General features: G+C 63.9%; 15 protein-coding genes. 4 read left to right on the top strand and 11 right to left on the bottom strand.

Annotation, left to right across the window (positions count from 1 at the left end):
* Nucleotides 1-5: 5 nt before the first annotated feature.
* The 3 genes from kdpA to ACSQ22_RS01255 form a co-directional block, all read right to left on the bottom strand.
* Complete coding sequence (gene kdpA / locus ACSQ22_RS01265; protein WP_436129169.1) at nucleotides 6-1811, bottom strand: potassium-transporting ATPase subunit KdpA; 1806 nt, start codon at nucleotides 1809-1811, stop codon at nucleotides 6-8.
* Between the two features lies 1 nt (nucleotide 1812).
* A complete protein-coding gene (locus ACSQ22_RS01260) occupies nucleotides 1813-1911 on the bottom strand; it encodes a potassium-transporting ATPase subunit F (RefSeq protein ID WP_056414695.1) in 99 nt (32 codons plus the stop codon).
* Between the two features lie 229 nt (nucleotides 1912-2140).
* A complete protein-coding gene (locus ACSQ22_RS01255; RefSeq protein ID WP_436129168.1) occupies nucleotides 2141-3115 on the bottom strand; it encodes a magnesium and cobalt transport protein CorA in 975 nt (324 codons plus the stop codon).
* Between ACSQ22_RS01255 and ACSQ22_RS01250 the strand changes: the two genes are divergently transcribed.
* Both ACSQ22_RS01250 and ACSQ22_RS01245 read left to right on the top strand, forming a co-directional pair.
* Nucleotides 3105-3290 carry a hypothetical protein gene (locus tag ACSQ22_RS01250; protein ID WP_436129167.1) on the top strand — a complete coding sequence of 62 codons (186 nt, stop codon included), beginning with the start codon at nucleotides 3105-3107 and terminating at the stop codon, nucleotides 3288-3290. The two genes, ACSQ22_RS01255 and ACSQ22_RS01250, sit on opposite strands and share 11 nt — an antisense overlap.
* Nucleotides 3287-4018 carry a TorF family putative porin gene (locus ACSQ22_RS01245; protein ID WP_436129166.1) on the top strand — a complete coding sequence of 244 codons (732 nt, stop codon included), beginning with the start codon at nucleotides 3287-3289 and terminating at the stop codon, nucleotides 4016-4018. The genes ACSQ22_RS01250 and ACSQ22_RS01245 overlap by 4 nt, the downstream gene beginning before the upstream one ends.
* A 30-nt stretch (nucleotides 4019-4048) precedes the next feature.
* Here the strand turns inward: ACSQ22_RS01245 and ACSQ22_RS01240 are convergent, their stop codons facing one another.
* Nucleotides 4049-5002, bottom strand: coding sequence for a helix-turn-helix transcriptional regulator (locus tag ACSQ22_RS01240; RefSeq protein WP_436129165.1), 954 nt, complete (start codon nucleotides 5000-5002; stop codon nucleotides 4049-4051).
* 95 nt (nucleotides 5003-5097) lie between these two features.
* On the opposite strand from ACSQ22_RS01240, the gene ACSQ22_RS01235 reads away from it, so the two are divergent.
* A complete protein-coding gene (locus ACSQ22_RS01235; protein ID WP_436129164.1) occupies nucleotides 5098-5706 on the top strand; it encodes a glutathione S-transferase family protein in 609 nt (202 codons plus the stop codon).
* A gap of 24 nt (nucleotides 5707-5730) precedes the next feature.
* On the opposite strand, the gene rng is transcribed toward ACSQ22_RS01235, so the two are convergent.
* The 7 genes from rng to ACSQ22_RS01200 all read right to left on the bottom strand — a co-directional run bounded on the left by rng (nucleotide 5731) and on the right by ACSQ22_RS01200 (nucleotide 12644).
* Nucleotides 5731-7218: a ribonuclease G gene (gene rng / locus ACSQ22_RS01230; RefSeq protein WP_121420308.1), complete on the bottom strand. Its 1488-nt coding sequence runs from the start codon at nucleotides 7216-7218 to the stop codon at nucleotides 5731-5733.
* Nucleotides 7219-7248: 30 nt separating this feature from the next.
* On the bottom strand, nucleotides 7249-7863 hold the full coding sequence (locus tag ACSQ22_RS01225; protein WP_436129163.1) for a Maf family protein: 615 nt from the start codon (nucleotides 7861-7863) through the stop codon (nucleotides 7249-7251).
* A 96-nt stretch (nucleotides 7864-7959) separates the two neighbouring features.
* Nucleotides 7960-8427 (bottom strand): 23S rRNA (pseudouridine(1915)-N(3))-methyltransferase RlmH, encoded by a 468-nt coding sequence (rlmH, locus tag ACSQ22_RS01220; protein ID WP_228895717.1) that lies wholly within the window; start codon nucleotides 8425-8427, stop codon nucleotides 7960-7962.
* A gap of 56 nt (nucleotides 8428-8483) precedes the next feature.
* Nucleotides 8484-9356, bottom strand: coding sequence for a ribosome silencing factor (gene rsfS / locus ACSQ22_RS01215; protein ID WP_436129162.1), 873 nt, complete (start codon nucleotides 9354-9356; stop codon nucleotides 8484-8486).
* A gap of 193 nt (nucleotides 9357-9549) precedes the next feature.
* A complete protein-coding gene (hemF, locus tag ACSQ22_RS01210; protein WP_436129161.1) occupies nucleotides 9550-10530 on the bottom strand; it encodes an oxygen-dependent coproporphyrinogen oxidase in 981 nt (326 codons plus the stop codon).
* Nucleotides 10530-11810 carry a phosphoribosylamine--glycine ligase gene (gene purD, locus ACSQ22_RS01205; RefSeq protein ID WP_218299826.1) on the bottom strand — a complete coding sequence of 427 codons (1281 nt, stop codon included), beginning with the start codon at nucleotides 11808-11810 and terminating at the stop codon, nucleotides 10530-10532. Before purD ends, hemF begins: the two co-directional genes overlap by 1 nt.
* A 114-nt stretch (nucleotides 11811-11924) precedes the next feature.
* Complete coding sequence (locus tag ACSQ22_RS01200; RefSeq protein WP_010458745.1) at nucleotides 11925-12644, bottom strand: YebC/PmpR family DNA-binding transcriptional regulator; 720 nt, start codon at nucleotides 12642-12644, stop codon at nucleotides 11925-11927.
* Nucleotides 12645-12715: 71 nt separating this feature from the next.
* Here ACSQ22_RS01200 and ACSQ22_RS01195 point away from each other — a divergent pair, with 71 nt between their 5' ends.
* Nucleotides 12716-14236: a helicase HerA-like C-terminal domain-containing protein gene (locus tag ACSQ22_RS01195; protein WP_121506211.1), complete on the top strand. Its 1521-nt coding sequence runs from the start codon at nucleotides 12716-12718 to the stop codon at nucleotides 14234-14236.
* Nucleotides 14237-14337 lie beyond the last annotated feature (101 nt).

The following is a 14337-nucleotide window of genomic DNA, read 5'->3' as shown; positions in this document are numbered from 1 at the left end:
ATACCTCACTGAACCCGGAGCATCAGGTGCTCCACCATCGGACCCAGGGCCAGGGAGGGCACGTAATTGAGAAGACCCACCAGAAGCACGGTGCCGATCAGCAGCGTGACAAACAACGGCCCGTGCGTGGGCATGGTGCCCGCCGTGGCTGGCAGGCGCTTCTTGGCCGCCAGTGAACCCGCAATGGCCAGCACCGGCACGATCACGCCAAAACGGCCCAGCCACATCGCCAGCCCCAGCAACACGTTGTAGAACGGCGTGTTGGCCGACAGGCCCGCAAAGGCGCTGCCATTGTTGTTGGCGGCAGAGGTCAGCGCATACAGAATTTCAGAGAACCCATGCGCGCCCGGGTTGGCGATGCCCGCCCTGCCCGCGTCCGTGGCCACGGCAATCGCCGTGCCCACCAGCACCAGAATGGGCGTGACCAGGATGGCCGCCGAGGTGAGCTTCATCTCACGCACCTCGATCTTCTTGCCCAGGTACTCCGGTGTGCGGCCAATCATGAGGCCCGCCATGAAGACGGCGAGGATGGCAAACACCAGCATGCCGTAGAGGCCCGTGCCAACGCCACCAAACACCACTTCGCCCAGTTGCATCAGCACCAGCGGCACCATGCCGCCCAAAGGCGTATAGGAGTCGTGCATGGAGTTCACAGCACCACAAGAGGCGGCAGTGGTCACGGCAGCGAACAGTGCCGACGCATTGATGCCGAACCGCACCTCCTTGCCTTCCATGTTGCCCCCCGCTTGCAAGGCACTGGCGGTTTGCTCCACGCCCAGGCCCACCCATTGCGGATTGCCGACTTTCTCAGCGGAAACCACAGCGATCACGGCCACCACAAACATCACCGTCATGGCCGCCAGGATCGCAAAGCCCTGGCGTTGGTCGCCCACAACGCGGCCGAACGCAAAACACAGTGCAGCGGGAATCAGAAAAATCGCCAGCATCTGCACGAAGTTGGTCAGGGCCGTCGGGTTCTCATAGGGATGGGCGGAGTTGGCATTGAAAAAGCCGCCTCCGTTGGTGCCCAGCATCTTGATGGCTTCCTGCGATGCCACCGGGCCCATGGCCAGGGTCTGGGTGTTGCTTGTCTTGGCTTCCATCACCGGCGCGCCATCGCTGCCCACCACCGGCTGGCCCGATGGGTCGAGCTTGGGCACTTCATAGGCCGTTGTCTCCAGCGTCGCCACATCTTTGTATGCGTCAAAGTTCTGGATCACGCCCTGCCCGACCAGCACGATGGAAATCACAAACGCGATGGGCATCAGCACCCATGCCGTGATGCGCGTGACATCGGCCCAGAAGTTGCCCACAAAGCCTTGGCCATCGGTGCTGCGCGCTGCAAAGCCGCGCGCCAGCGCAAACGCCACGGTGATGCCGGTGGCCGCCGAGAAGAAGTTCTGCACCGACAGGCCCAGCATCTGCGTGAGGTAGCTCATGGTGGACTCGCCCGCATAGCCCTGCCAGTTGGTGTTGGAGACAAAGCTGATGGCAGTGTTGAACGAAGAATCGCCCGACACTGCGGCCATGCCCTGCGGATTGAGCGGCAGCAGGTGCTGCAAACGCTGCAGGCCATACACCGCAAAAGCGCCGATGGCATTGAAAGCTAGCAGCGCCAGCGCATAGCTGCGCCAGTGCATCATCTGATCCGGCGCGACCCCAGCCAGCTTGTACAACGGTTTTTCGATGGCATGCATCCACCGTGGCAGGCGGCCTTCACACACTGCGGCCAGCCATTTGCCAAGCGGCCACGCCAGCACGCCCAGCACGATCAAAAAGAGCCCCAGCAGGCTCCAGGCAGAGGTATCCATCTCAGAACTCCTCCGCGCAGATCAGCGCAAACACCAGATAGGCCAGCAAGACCAAGGCCACGATGGCGCCAAAGCCGTAGAGCATTTCCATGCCGATCATGAACGCTCCCCCTTGGCCGGGCCGAACTTGCCCAGCAAAACCACGGCCTCAGCCATGACCACCCACAACGCCGCCAGTGCGGCAATCCATAACACGTCCATCGACAACTCCTGCATCAGAACAGGTGTTTGATTCTGAGAAGGTGGCCGTAAAAAGTGTGCACAGACTGAAGGGAGAGCCGTAAAAACGGCGTAAAAATCCAGAGCAAGACGCCGGATCGCAGAAGCGCCTACAACCAGCCCGCCCTGCGAAAACGGTAGTACAGATAACCGCAGGTGCCGGCGATGAGTGTCAGCGCCGCCGCATAGCCATAGCGCCATTTCAGCTCGGGCATGCTATCGAAGTTCATGCCCCAGATGCCCGCGAATGCCGTGCACACGGCGAACAGGCTGGCCCATGCGGCCAGGCGCTTGACGACCTCCCCATCCTCGATCGTAACCATGGACAGGTTGACGTGGATGGCCGTGCCAATGGTGTCGCGGATGGAGTCAATCGAGGTGTTGATTCGGCTCAGGTGGTCCACCACATCACGAAAATACTCCTGCGAACCCATGCAGATCTGCGGAACACGCCCTCCGTGCAACTTAGCTGCCCCCTCCAGCAGTGGAGCCACCGCATGCTTGAGCACCGTGAGGCGCTGCTTGAGTTCATACAGCCGCCGGATGCTGGCCCGCGCGGCACCTTGCGTAAATATCTGCTGCTCGATGGTTTCCAACTCGACTTCCAGCGCATCGATGACGGGGAAGTAGCGGTCCACCACTGCATCCATGAGTGCATACAGCACAAAGCCGGGCCCGTTGCGTAGCAATTCAGGCTCTTGTTCACAGCGCGTACGCACATCCACAAAGCCACGTTGGCTGCGGTTGCGCACCGAAACCACGTAGTTCTTGCCAACAAAGATATTGAGTTCACCCAGCCGTGACACCGTATCGGCAGCGCCACTGGATTCGAGCAAGTGCAACGCCACGAAGAGCGAGGATGCGTACTCCTCGACCTTGGGCCGCTGGTGACCATGCCGGGCGTCTTCCACCGCCAGCGGGTGCAAGCCGAACTCCGCTTGCAGTTCATCCAGCTCTTCAGCACTGGCATCCTGCAAGGCCACCCACACGAAACACCCGGGTAGAGAGATGTGCTCGCTGATCTCGCTGACGGGAATATCGGCCAGCTTGGTGCCGTCCTCATACACAACACAGTTGATCAACACCGCAGCACCTCTTGCAAACAGAAAGGAAGATGCAGGTGATCTTGCCATTGGTGCCCACCTCAACATCCACGGGCTTGCGCAACATTTACGGCGTGGGCTGCAATTTTTGCAAACTTTATACGCAGGCTTTCCTACGCTTGTGCTCTTGTCTTTTTCTCAAAATTTGCTGCCATGAATCCCGCTTCTTCCAAAGTACTCGCCTTCGCACTGCTGACCGCGCTTCCCATGCTGGCCAGTGCCCAGCTCACCGGCAATGTCAGCCTGACCACCAACTACAAGTTCCGTGGCCAGGACCAGGACGTTTCCAAGTCCAAAGCGGTCAAGCCTGCACTGCAAGGCGGTTTTGACTACGCCTTCGGCGACACCGGCTGGTACGTGGGCAACTGGAACTCCAGCGTGGACTGGCTGGCCAACAACTCGCTCGAATCCGACCTGTACGGCGGCTACAAGTTCAAGGCTGGCGGCGCCGACCTGGACGTGGGCGCCCTGACCTACATCTACCCCGGCAACAGCAACGGAAACACCACCGAGCTGTATGGCGCGGCCACCATGGGCCCCTTCACTGCCAAGTATTCGCACACCATCTCCAAGGACTACTTCGGCTTTGCCGGCGCCAAGGCTGGCTCGGGCCTGAAGGGCCGCAACACAGGCTACCTGAACTTCGCGTTTGCGCAGGAAGTTGCCCCCAGCGTGACGGTGAAGGCCTCGATCGGCTTCACGCGCTTTGCCAGCGACATCAAGGACCTGGGCGTGCCCAACTACATGGACTACAGCGTGGGCGGTGCCTACGACTTCGGCGGTGGCCTGTCGCTGGGCGCGGCCGTGGTCGGCGCCAATAGGAAGGCCTTCTTCGGCCATGTCAACAAGTCGCGCGTGATCGTCACACTGACCAAAACCCTGTAACCCCGTTCGCCGCAGGCCAGCGGCACGCCTTCACATCGCGCACCGCAGCGCCCGCATCCCAGCCACCCGCAGCCGCTCTTTCAGCGCGGCGGGTGCAAGCACTTCGAACTCCACATCGAGCGCCATCAGCCAGTACACCAGCGAATCGTTGGCGCCGCATTCCAGCTGGCACCGCTGCCCCTCATCGAGCGCCGACACCACACCTGCCGACTGCGGAATGCGTCTGGCCATCTCTTGATACGGTGCATGCAACACAATGCGCGCCTGTTCGGCATGGGGCGCCACTGCAATCGAACGTGAAACGTATGCCTTCAGATCCCCGCCATCGGGCGACACCCGGGGCGCGAAATGGGCACCCACCGTGGGAGCCCCCACGATGCGGTCGATACGGAAGGTGCGCCAATCCTCCCGCACCCGGTCCCACGCCACCAGGTACCAGCGTTGGCCGGTATGGGCCAGGCCCTGGGGCTCCACGCTGCGTTCGGCGCTGCGGCCCTTGCTGTCGCCGTAGGTGAACGCCAGGCGCAACTGGTCACGGCAGGCCGACGCCAGTGTGGCCAGCAGCGAGGCATCCACCACCGGCCCGACACGGTCCATGGGCAGGATGGTGGAGCGCAGTGCATCCACCTGCTGCCGCAGGCGGGCGGGCATGGCCTGCTCCAGCTTGACCAGGGCCCGAAGTGCGGGCTCTTCAATGCCGCCCACCGCCCCGGCTGTGGCGGTGCGCAGCGCAATCGACACGGCCAGCGCTTCGTCGTCGTCCAGCAGCAAGGGCGGCAGCGCCTGACCGGCCCGGAAGGCATAGCCACCCGCCACGCCGCTGCTGGCATGCACGGGGTAGCCCAGCTGGCGCAGGCGGTCGATGTCGCGCCGCAAGGTGCGCGGGTGCACTTCCAGGCGCTCGGCCAGTTCCGGCCCCATCCAGTGGTTGCGCGTCTGCAGCAAGGAGAGCAGACGCAGCAGGCGGGTTGATGAAGTGAGCATGGCGCGACTTTACTTTCTATTGCGGACTGAAATTGTCCGCAATGGCTTTTACAGTGGCACCACCTTTTCTTCCACAACCACCCAAGGAGCTTTCCATGTCCATCGTTCTCTATTGGCATCCCATGTCCAGCGCCACCCCCATCGCCTGCGCCCTGACCGAGCTGGCCGTGCCCCACGAACGCGTGAAGATCGACATCCGCACCGGCGAGCAGCGCCGCCCGGAATACCTGGCCCTGAACCCCAACGGCAAGGTGCCAACCTTGACTGTGGACGGCGCCCCCATGTTCGAGGCCCTGGCCATCCACCTCTGGCTGGGCCATCGCTTTGGCATTGAGCGCGGGCTGTGGCCCGCTGCGGGCACGCCCGAGGCGCTGCAGGCCCTGTCGTGGTGCACCTGGGCGTATGTGACCTATGGTGCGCTCGTGGGACGCCTGCATGTGGCAACCCAAGGCGAAGAGGTTTGGCGCAACGCCGCCCAAGCAGAAGCCCTCCTGCGTCAACTGAGCGAGTTGCTGGCGGTGCTGGACGCGCGGCTGGCTGCGCAGCCCTGGATGCTGGGCGCCGACTATTCGCTTGTGGACTTGGTGGTGGGCTCGGTGCTGGGCTACAGCCTGTACCTGGGCGCCCCCGTCAACGCGCACCCGCATGTGCAGGCCTGGCTGGCGCGGGTGCAGGCACGCCCGGCGATGCAGATCGACGCTTGAAGACGGCGCGCAGAACGATGGGCGCTACAACAGCACGATGTCGTACTGCTCCTGCCCCATCGCGCTCTCGGATTGCAGCGAGATCGGCTTCTTGATGAAGTCCGAGAGACCAGCCAGGTGCTGGCTTTCCTCGTCCAGGAACAGCTCCACCACGCGGGGCGACGCCACCACGCGGAATTCGCGCGGGTTGAACTGGCGGGCTTCGCGCAGGATCTCGCGCAGGATGTCGTAGCACACGCTGCGCGCGGTCTTCACGCTGCCCTTGCCCTGGCAGGCCTCGCAGGGCTCGCACAGCATATGGGCGAGGGATTCGCGCGTGCGCTTGCGCGTCATCTCCACCAAACCCAGCTGCGAGAAGCCACCCGCCATGGTCTTCACGCGGTCGCGGGCGAGCTGTTTTTTGAACTCCGCCAGCACGGCCTGCTGGTGGTCGTCGCGCACCATGTCGATGAAGTCCACGATGATGATGCCGCCCAGGTTGCGCAGGCGCAGCTGGCGGGCAATGGCCTGGGCGGCCTCCAGGTTGGTCTTGAAGATGGTGTCGTCGAAGTTGCGTGCCCCCACGTAGCCACCGGTGTTCACATCGATGGTGGTGAGCGCCTCGGTCTGGTCCACTATGAGATAGCCGCCAGACTTCAAATCGACGCGGCGCCCCAGGGCTTTGGCCACCTCTTCGTCGATGGAGTACAGGTCAAAAATCGGGCGTTCACCCTTGTAGTGCTGTAGCTTGCCGGCAGCCGCTGGCATGAATTCCTGCCCAAACGCACGCAGGCGCTGGAACTGCTCCATCGAATCCAGGCGGATGGTCTGCGTGTGGTCACCCACCAGATCGCGCAGCACGCGCTGCAGCAGGTCCAAATCCTGATGGAGCAGCGACATGGCAGGCAGCTTGAGCGATGCCTCCTTGATGCGCGCCCAGGTCTTGCGCAGGTAGGCAATGTCTTCGGCCAGCTCCGCATCGGTCGAATCTTCGCCGTTAGTGCGCAGGATGAAGCCGCCGCCACCGCCCGTGGATTTATCGCCCACCAGCGCCTGCAGCCGCGCGCGCAGCGCATCGCGCTCGGCAGGCGGAATCTTCTGCGACACGCCCACATGGTCGTCCTGCGGCAGAAACACCAGCAGGCGCCCGGCCACGCTGATCTGCGTGGACAGTCGTGCGCCTTTGGTGCCAATCGGGTCCTTGATGACCTGCACCATCAGCGCCTGCCCCTCGAACACCTGCTTTTCAATCGGCACCTGCGGCTCGTTCTTGCGGGCGAATGCTGGCGGCTCGCCATCGGGCTGGCGCTGCCACACATCGGCCACATGCAAGAAGGCCGCACGCTCCAGGCCGATGTCGATAAAGGCGGACTGCATGCCCGGCAGCACGCGCGACACCTTGCCCAGGTAGACATTGCCCACCAGGCCGCGCTCCAGCGTGCGCTCGATGTGCAGCTCCTGCACGGCGCCGTGCTCCACCACGGCCACGCGGGTTTCCTGGGGCGACCAGTTGATCAGGATGTCTTGTTGCATGGCGTTGTTGTTGTCTGTTGTTGCTGTCGCCTAGATGGCGAAACCTGCCGCGCGCAGCAGCTGTGCCGTCTCGTACATCGGCAGCCCCATGATGCCCGAATAGCTGCCAGCCAGGTGCTCCACATATGCAGCAGCCCGGCCCTGAATACCGTAAGCCCCGGCCTTGCCCAGTGGCTCACCCGTGGCCACGTAGGCCTCAATCTGCGCGGTGGTCATGGCAGCAAAGGTCACTCGGGATATGGACAGCGCGCTCAGGCGCTTGGGGCCCACCTGCAGCGCCACGGCGGTGAGCACGCGGTGCTCGTGGCCCGCCAGCTCGGCCAGCATGCGCGCGGCATGGAGCGCGTCGTCGGGCTTGCCGTAGATGGTGCGGCCCAGCGCCACGGTGGTGTCAGAGCACAGGATGGGCGCATCGGGCAAACCGCGGCGGGCACGCCGGGCCACAGCCGCGTCGAGCTTGAGGGCGGTCACGCGCTCCACATACGCCGTGGGCACTTCGCCGGGCAACACCACCTCGATGGCTTCGGCGTCTTCGGGCTCGTCGCCGTCCACATTGGGCAGCAGCAGTTCGTGGCGCACGCCCAGTTGCTCCAGCAGCTGGCGCCGGCGGGGGCTTTGGGAGGCGAGGTAGATGAAGTCAGGCATGAACAGATTTTGATTAAAAATCGGCTCTAGCGCTTACCCATCAAGCGCTAGCAGCTATAAAAAATATAGTATTCCACCCACACCCCGATCCAGGCCTCATTCTCGGTGGTAGGGGTGCCCGGCATTCACCGACCAGGCGCGGTACAGCTGCTCGATGAGCAGCACCCGCACCATGGCGTGTGGCAAGGTCAGGTCCGAGAGGCGAATGCGCTCGTGCGCGCCCTGGCGAAAGGCCGGGTCCAGCCCGTCGGGGCCGCCGATGACCAGGGCCACATCGTCACCGCCCAGCTGCCAGCCCCGCAGGCGCTCGGCCAGAGCCTTGGTGGTGAGATTGGTGCCGCGCTCATCCAGCGCCACCACGCGCGTGCCACGGGGGATGGCCGCCTCGATGCGCTCGCGCTCGGCGGCGTAGAGCGTCTCCAGCGTCTTAGAGCCGCGCGGTTCGGTCTTGACGGCTTTGAGTTCGACCTTGAGCTCCGGCGGAAACCGCTTGGCGTAGTCGTCGTACGCCGTCTGCGCCCAGTCGGGCACGCGCTGGCCCACGGCCACGATCAGCAGCTTCATGGCAACTCAGGCGCGGTGCGCGGGTACAGGTGGTCGTCGATGGGCCGAGGCTGCAATCACTTGCGGCCCGGTGCCCTCTTGGCGGCGGGCTTGGCGGCTGCTCCGCCACGCGCGGGTGCGGGCTTGGCGGCAGCGGTCTTGCTACGGGGGGCCGATGGCTTGACGACCACGGTCTTGATCGGTGCCTTGGTAGCTGCGGGCTTCTTGGCGGCAGTGGTTGGCTTTGCAGTCGTCTTGGCGGGTGCGGCCTTGGCAGTGCTGCTGCTCTTTGCGGGCGCCCTGGTCGGGGCTTTCGCAGATGTTTTGGCAGGTGCTTTTGCAGTTGTCTTGGCTGCAGGTTTGGCAGCAGATTTAGCAGGTGCGGCAGCGGACTTGGCAGCTGTTTTGGCCACGGCCTTGGCCGTAGCCTTGCCCGACCGGGCCGGCACGGCTGGTGCGGCTGCCTTTTTGGCGGTCGCCTTGCCTGCAGCCTTGGCGTCGGACTTGGCAGCCTTCTGGGCCGACTTCTTTTCTGCCAAGTCGGTGGCAGCGCTGGACACCGGCTTGGCGGCGCCCAGCTTCAGGCGCACGGGCGTATCGCCCCATAGCTCTTCCAGACGGTAGTACTGGCGGATGGCGGGCTGCATGATGTGCGCCACGGCAGCGCCGCAGTCCACGATGATCCATTCGCCGTTGTCTTCGCCTTCGATGCGCGGCTTGGTAAAGCCCGCTTCTTTCACCGCGTCGCGCACGCTGGCGGCCAAGGCCTTGGTCTGGCGGTTGGAGGTGCCCGATGCCACGATCACCCGTTCAAACAGCGGCGAGAGATGCTCGGTGTTGAAGACCTGGATGTCTTGCGCCTTGACGTCCTCCAGTCCATCAACGATGGCGCGCTGGAGTTTGGTAACGTCTTTTTTGGCGGCGGTTTCCGATTTGGTGGAGGTGGTCATCAGGCGGTGATTAGAGAGGAAATGGAATCAATATAGCGTGCAACGCAGCGCGCAACCAGTGGGGCTGCGCCTTGGGTGTTGCGCAGCTGTTGCGCGTTGGCGCTGCGTCAGTTTGAGGTGTTTTTGGCCTCTTGCGCTGGTGTGAAAAGCGCGGGCAGCTATTGAAATTATAGCTTTGCGCTTTTCAAGGCTTTCAAGCCGCTGCAGCAGACTCGCCAGCGAGCCAGTCGCGCCGCACCAGAAACCGCTGCGTGAGGTCAGCTTCAGCGGAATCGGCCGCATCAGAACGCTGGTACGACCACGCCACCAGCGGCGGCATGGACAGCAAAATGGACTCGGTGCGCCCACCCGACTGCAGGCCGAAATGCGTGCCCCGGTCCCAGACCAGGTTGAACTCGACATAACGGCCGCGGCGGTAGAGCTGGAAGTCGCGCTCGCGCTCGCCGTAGGGCGTGCCCTGGCGCTTTTCCACGATGGGCAGGTAGGCCTTCAGAAAGGCGTCGCCCACCGACTGCGTCATCGCCAGGCTTTGCTCAAAGCCCAGCTCGGAGAAGTCGTCATAGAACACGCCACCCACGCCTCGCTGCTCGCTGCGGTGCTTGAGGTAGAAGTATTCGTCACACCACTGCTTGAAGCGCGGGTACTTGTCGTCACCAAAGGGTGCCAAGGCATCACGGCAGGTGCGGTGAAAGTGCACCGCATCTTCCTCAAAGCCGTAGTACGGCGTGAGGTCCATGCCACCGCCAAACCAGCAGGTCGGCGCTTGCCCAGGGTGACCAGCCGCGATCATGCGCACGTTCATGTGCACCGTCGGCACGTAGGGATTGCGCGGGTGGAACACCAGCGACACGCCCATGGCCTCGAAGGGTGCGCCCGCCAGCTCGGGCCGGTGCTGCGTGGCCGAGGGTGGCAGCTGGGGGCCGCGCACATGGCTGAAGCCGCAACCCGCGCGCTCGAACACGCGGCCGCCTTCCATGATCTTGGTGATGCCGTCGCCTTGCAGTGGCTCCCCGGGAGGCTTGCTCCAGGCGTCGGCCAGAAAGCGTGTACTGCCCTCGCCTTCAGCGGCTTCCACGGCTTCCAGCGCATCGGTGATGCGGGCCTGAAGGCCCTGCAGATAGCCGCGCACACGGGTCACCGTGTCGGCGGTGTTCAGGCTTTGTGCATCTGCCATCAGCTTTTCAGGGCACGGAAGCCGATATCGCGGCGGTACTGCGCACCATCGAACTGGATGCCGCGCGCCACGTCATAGGCACGCTGCTGCGCCTGCTTGACGCTGTCGGCCAGCACCGTCACGCACAACACACGGCCACCGGTCACGCTGACCACGCCATCTTTGAGCTGCGTGCCCGCATGGAACACCACGGCATCGTCCGCCTCGGCTGGCAGGCCGGTGATGGGGTCACCCTTGCGCGGGTTCTCCGGGTAGCCATGGGCGGCCATGACCACGCCCAGTGCGGTGCGGCGGTCCCATTGCAGTTCCATCTGGTCGAGCTTGCCGTCAGCGGCAGCAGCCATCACGTCGCTGAAGTCGCTTTTCAGGCGCATGAGGATGGGTTGCGTCTCGGGGTCGCCCATGCGGCAGTTGAATTCGAGCGTCTTGGGCTGGCCCTTGGCGTCGATCATCAGGCCGGCGTACAGGAAGCCGGTGTAAGGGATGCCGTCCTTTTCCATGCCACGGATCGTGGGCAGGATGATTTCGCGCATGGCGCGGGCATGTACATCGGCCGTGACCACGGGAGCGGGCGAATACGCACCCATGCCGCCGGTGTTGGGGCCTTCGTCGCCGTCTTTGAGGCGCTTGTGGTCCTGGCTGGTGGCCAGGGCCAGCACGTTCTTGCCGTCGCACAGCACGATGAAGGAAGCTTCCTCGCCTTCAAGGAATTCCTCGATCACCACACGCGCGCCACCTTCGTTGTGGGTCACGCCGTATTTGTTGTCCACCAGCATAAAGTCCACAGCATCATGGGCCTCCTGCAGCGTCATGGCCACGACCACGCCCTTGCCTGCAGCCAGGCCATCGGCCTTGATGACGATGGGCGCGCCCAGCCGGTCCACAAACGCGTGGGCCGCAGCGGGGTCGGTGAAGGTGTCGTAGTCGGCCGTGGGGATGCCATGGCGGCGCATGAAGGCCTTGGAAAAGGCCTTGGAGCTTTCGAGCTGGGCAGCAGCCTTGGTGGGGCCGAAGATGCGCAGGCCATTGGCACGGAACTCATCGACCACACCCGCCGCCAGTGGCGCCTCGGGGCCCACCACCGTCAGTGCGATCTTTTCGGCCTGCGCCCACACACGCAGTTCGCGCACGTCGGTGATGGCCACGTTCTCGAGCTTGGAATTCAGCGCGGTGCCGCCATTGCCAGGCGCCACATACACCTTGGTCACCTTGGGGGACTCGCTGAGTTTCCACGCCATCGCGTGTTCACGGCCGCCGCCACCAATCACAAGTACTTTCATAGGAACCTTTGGTGAACCCTGCTCGCAGCGCTGGGCTGCTTGGCGGGGTTCGGGGAAATATCAGTCGGAAAACAAGTCAGCGCAAGAAAAAAGCGGCGGTCCACAGGCGCAATGTCACAGGGCAGCGTTGTGGTAGACCTCCTGGGTATCGTCCAGGTCCTCCAGCACATCCAGCAGCCGCTGCATGCGCGCCGCGTCGTCGCCCGTCAGTTCGATGGTGTTTTCAGGCCGCATGGTCACGCCCGCCACTTCGGGCGTCAGGCCTGCCGCTTCCAGGGCATTCTTCACGGCTTCAAAGTCGGCGGGGGCGGTCAGCACCTCTACTGCGCCGTCGTCGTCGGTCACCACGTCTTCGGCCCCCGCCTCCAGCGCCACTTCCATCACCTTGTCTTCGCTGGTGCCGGGGGCAAAAATCAGTTGGCCGCAGTGCTTGAACTGAAAAACCACCGAGCCCTCGGTGCCCATGTTGCCACCGTGTTTGCTGAACGCGTGTCGTACTTCGGCCACGGTGCGCACCCGGTTGTCGGTCATCGTGTCGATCATGATCGCTGCGCCACCAATGCCATAGCCCTCGTAGCGGATTTCCTCGTAGGTCAATCCCTCGGCGTTGCCCGTGGCCTTGTCGATGTTGTACTTGATGCGGTCGGCGGGCATGTTGGCCGCCTTGGCCTTGTCCACCGCCAGGCGCAGGCGGGGGTTGGCAGACAGGTCGCCGCCGCCCGAGCGGGCAGCCACAGTGATTTCACGAATGATGCGGGTCCAGATCTTGCCGCGTTTTTCATCCTGCCGCCCTTTGCGGTGCTGGATATTCGCCCATTTGCTGTGTCCTGCCACGAGAAGTCCTTTTGTATTGATTTAATCTACTGACCGCGATTTTACTTTTGACTCCACCCGGAACCTCCGCCATGGCCGAACCCCTCCTGATTGCCAAGCACGACACCATCGAATGCCACCTGCTGCCCGGCCTGGCCAACCGCCACGGGCTCATCACCGGCGCCACCGGCACCGGCAAGACCGTGACCCTGCAGACCCTGGCCGAAAACTTCTCGCGCATCGGTGTGCCGGTGTTCATGGCCGATGTGAAGGGCGACCTCACGGGCGCGAGCCAGCCGGGCAAGATTGGCGACAAGCTGGCCGCCGTGCTCAAGGAGCGGGGCCTTCCCCTGCCCGCCCCCCTGGCCTGCCCCACCACGCTGTGGGACGTATTTGGCGAACAGGGCCACCCTGTGCGCGCCACGGTGTCGGACATGGGCCCGCTGCTGCTGGGCCGCATGCTCAACCTGAATGAAACCCAGCTGGGCGTGCTCAACCTGGTGTTCAAGATCGCCGACGACAACGGCATGCTGCTGCTGGATCTCAAAGACCTGCGCGCCATGCTGCAGTACGTGGGTGACAACGCCAAGGAGTTCACGACCGAATACGGCAACGTCAGCGCAGCCAGCGTGGGCGCCATCCAGCGCGGGCTGCTGCAGATTGAGCAGCAGGGCGGCACGCAGTTCTTTGGCGAGCCCATGCTCAACATCCAGGACTTCATGCAGACGGTGGACGGCCACGGCGTGGTCAACATCCTGGCGGCCGACAAGCTCATGAACTCGCCGCGTCTGTACGCCACCTTCCTGCTCTGGATGCTGTCTGAGCTGTTCGAGCAACTGCCCGAGATCGGCGACCCCGAACAGCCCAAACTGGTGTTCTTCTTCGACGAGGCCCACCTGCTGTTCAACGAGGCGCCGAAAGTGCTCATCGAGCGCATCGAACTCGTGGTGCGGCTGGTGCGCTCCAAGGGCGTGGGCGTGTATTTCGTCACGCAGAACCCTCTGGACATCCCCGACAGCGTGCTGGCCCAGCTGGGCAACCGCGTGCAGCACGCGCTGCGCGCCTTCACCCCGCGTGACCAGAAGGCCGTGAAGGCCACGGCCACCACCATGCGGCAAAAGCCGGGCCTCGATATCGAGACCGCCATCACGGAATTGGCCGTGGGCGAGGCGCTGGTGAGCTTCCTGGATGCCAAGGGCCGACCGAGCATCACCGAGCGCGTGTTCGTGCTGCCGCCCGGCAGCCAGCTCGGACCCATCACAGCGCAGCAGCGCCAGGTGCTGGTGGCCAACTCGCTGGTGGCGGGCGTGTACGAAAAGGTGGTGGACCGCGAGTCAGCCTACGAAAAACTCAAGGGCCGCGCCGCCGAAGCCAGTGCGCAGGCGCCTGCCAATGGCAAAGGTGCACCCGCCAACACGGAAGACAGCGGCGGCGGCCTGATGGGCGGGCTCAATGACGTGCTGTTTGGCAGCACCGGTCCGCGCGGCGGTAAACGCGACGGCTTGGCCCAGACCATGGCCAAGTCGGCGGTGCGCACCATGGGCACCACCATTGGCAAGGAAATCCTGCGCGGGGTGCTGGGTAGCATCTTCGGCGGCAGCAAGCGCCGTTGAACACAGGCGGGCACAGATTCCGCCCCCCCGCTCAGCGCCTCCAAGCGCGGCCCCATCACGGCAGCTTCGGCATGCGATGGTGCTGCGGGTAACCCCCGCGT

The organism is Acidovorax sp. LjRoot38 (assembly GCF_964252975.1).
Taxonomy (GTDB): Bacteria; Pseudomonadota; Gammaproteobacteria; order Burkholderiales; family Burkholderiaceae_C; genus Acidovorax; species Acidovorax facilis.
The sequence above is the reverse complement of the archived record's forward strand: the minus strand, read 5'-3'. Positions and strand labels throughout refer to the sequence as shown.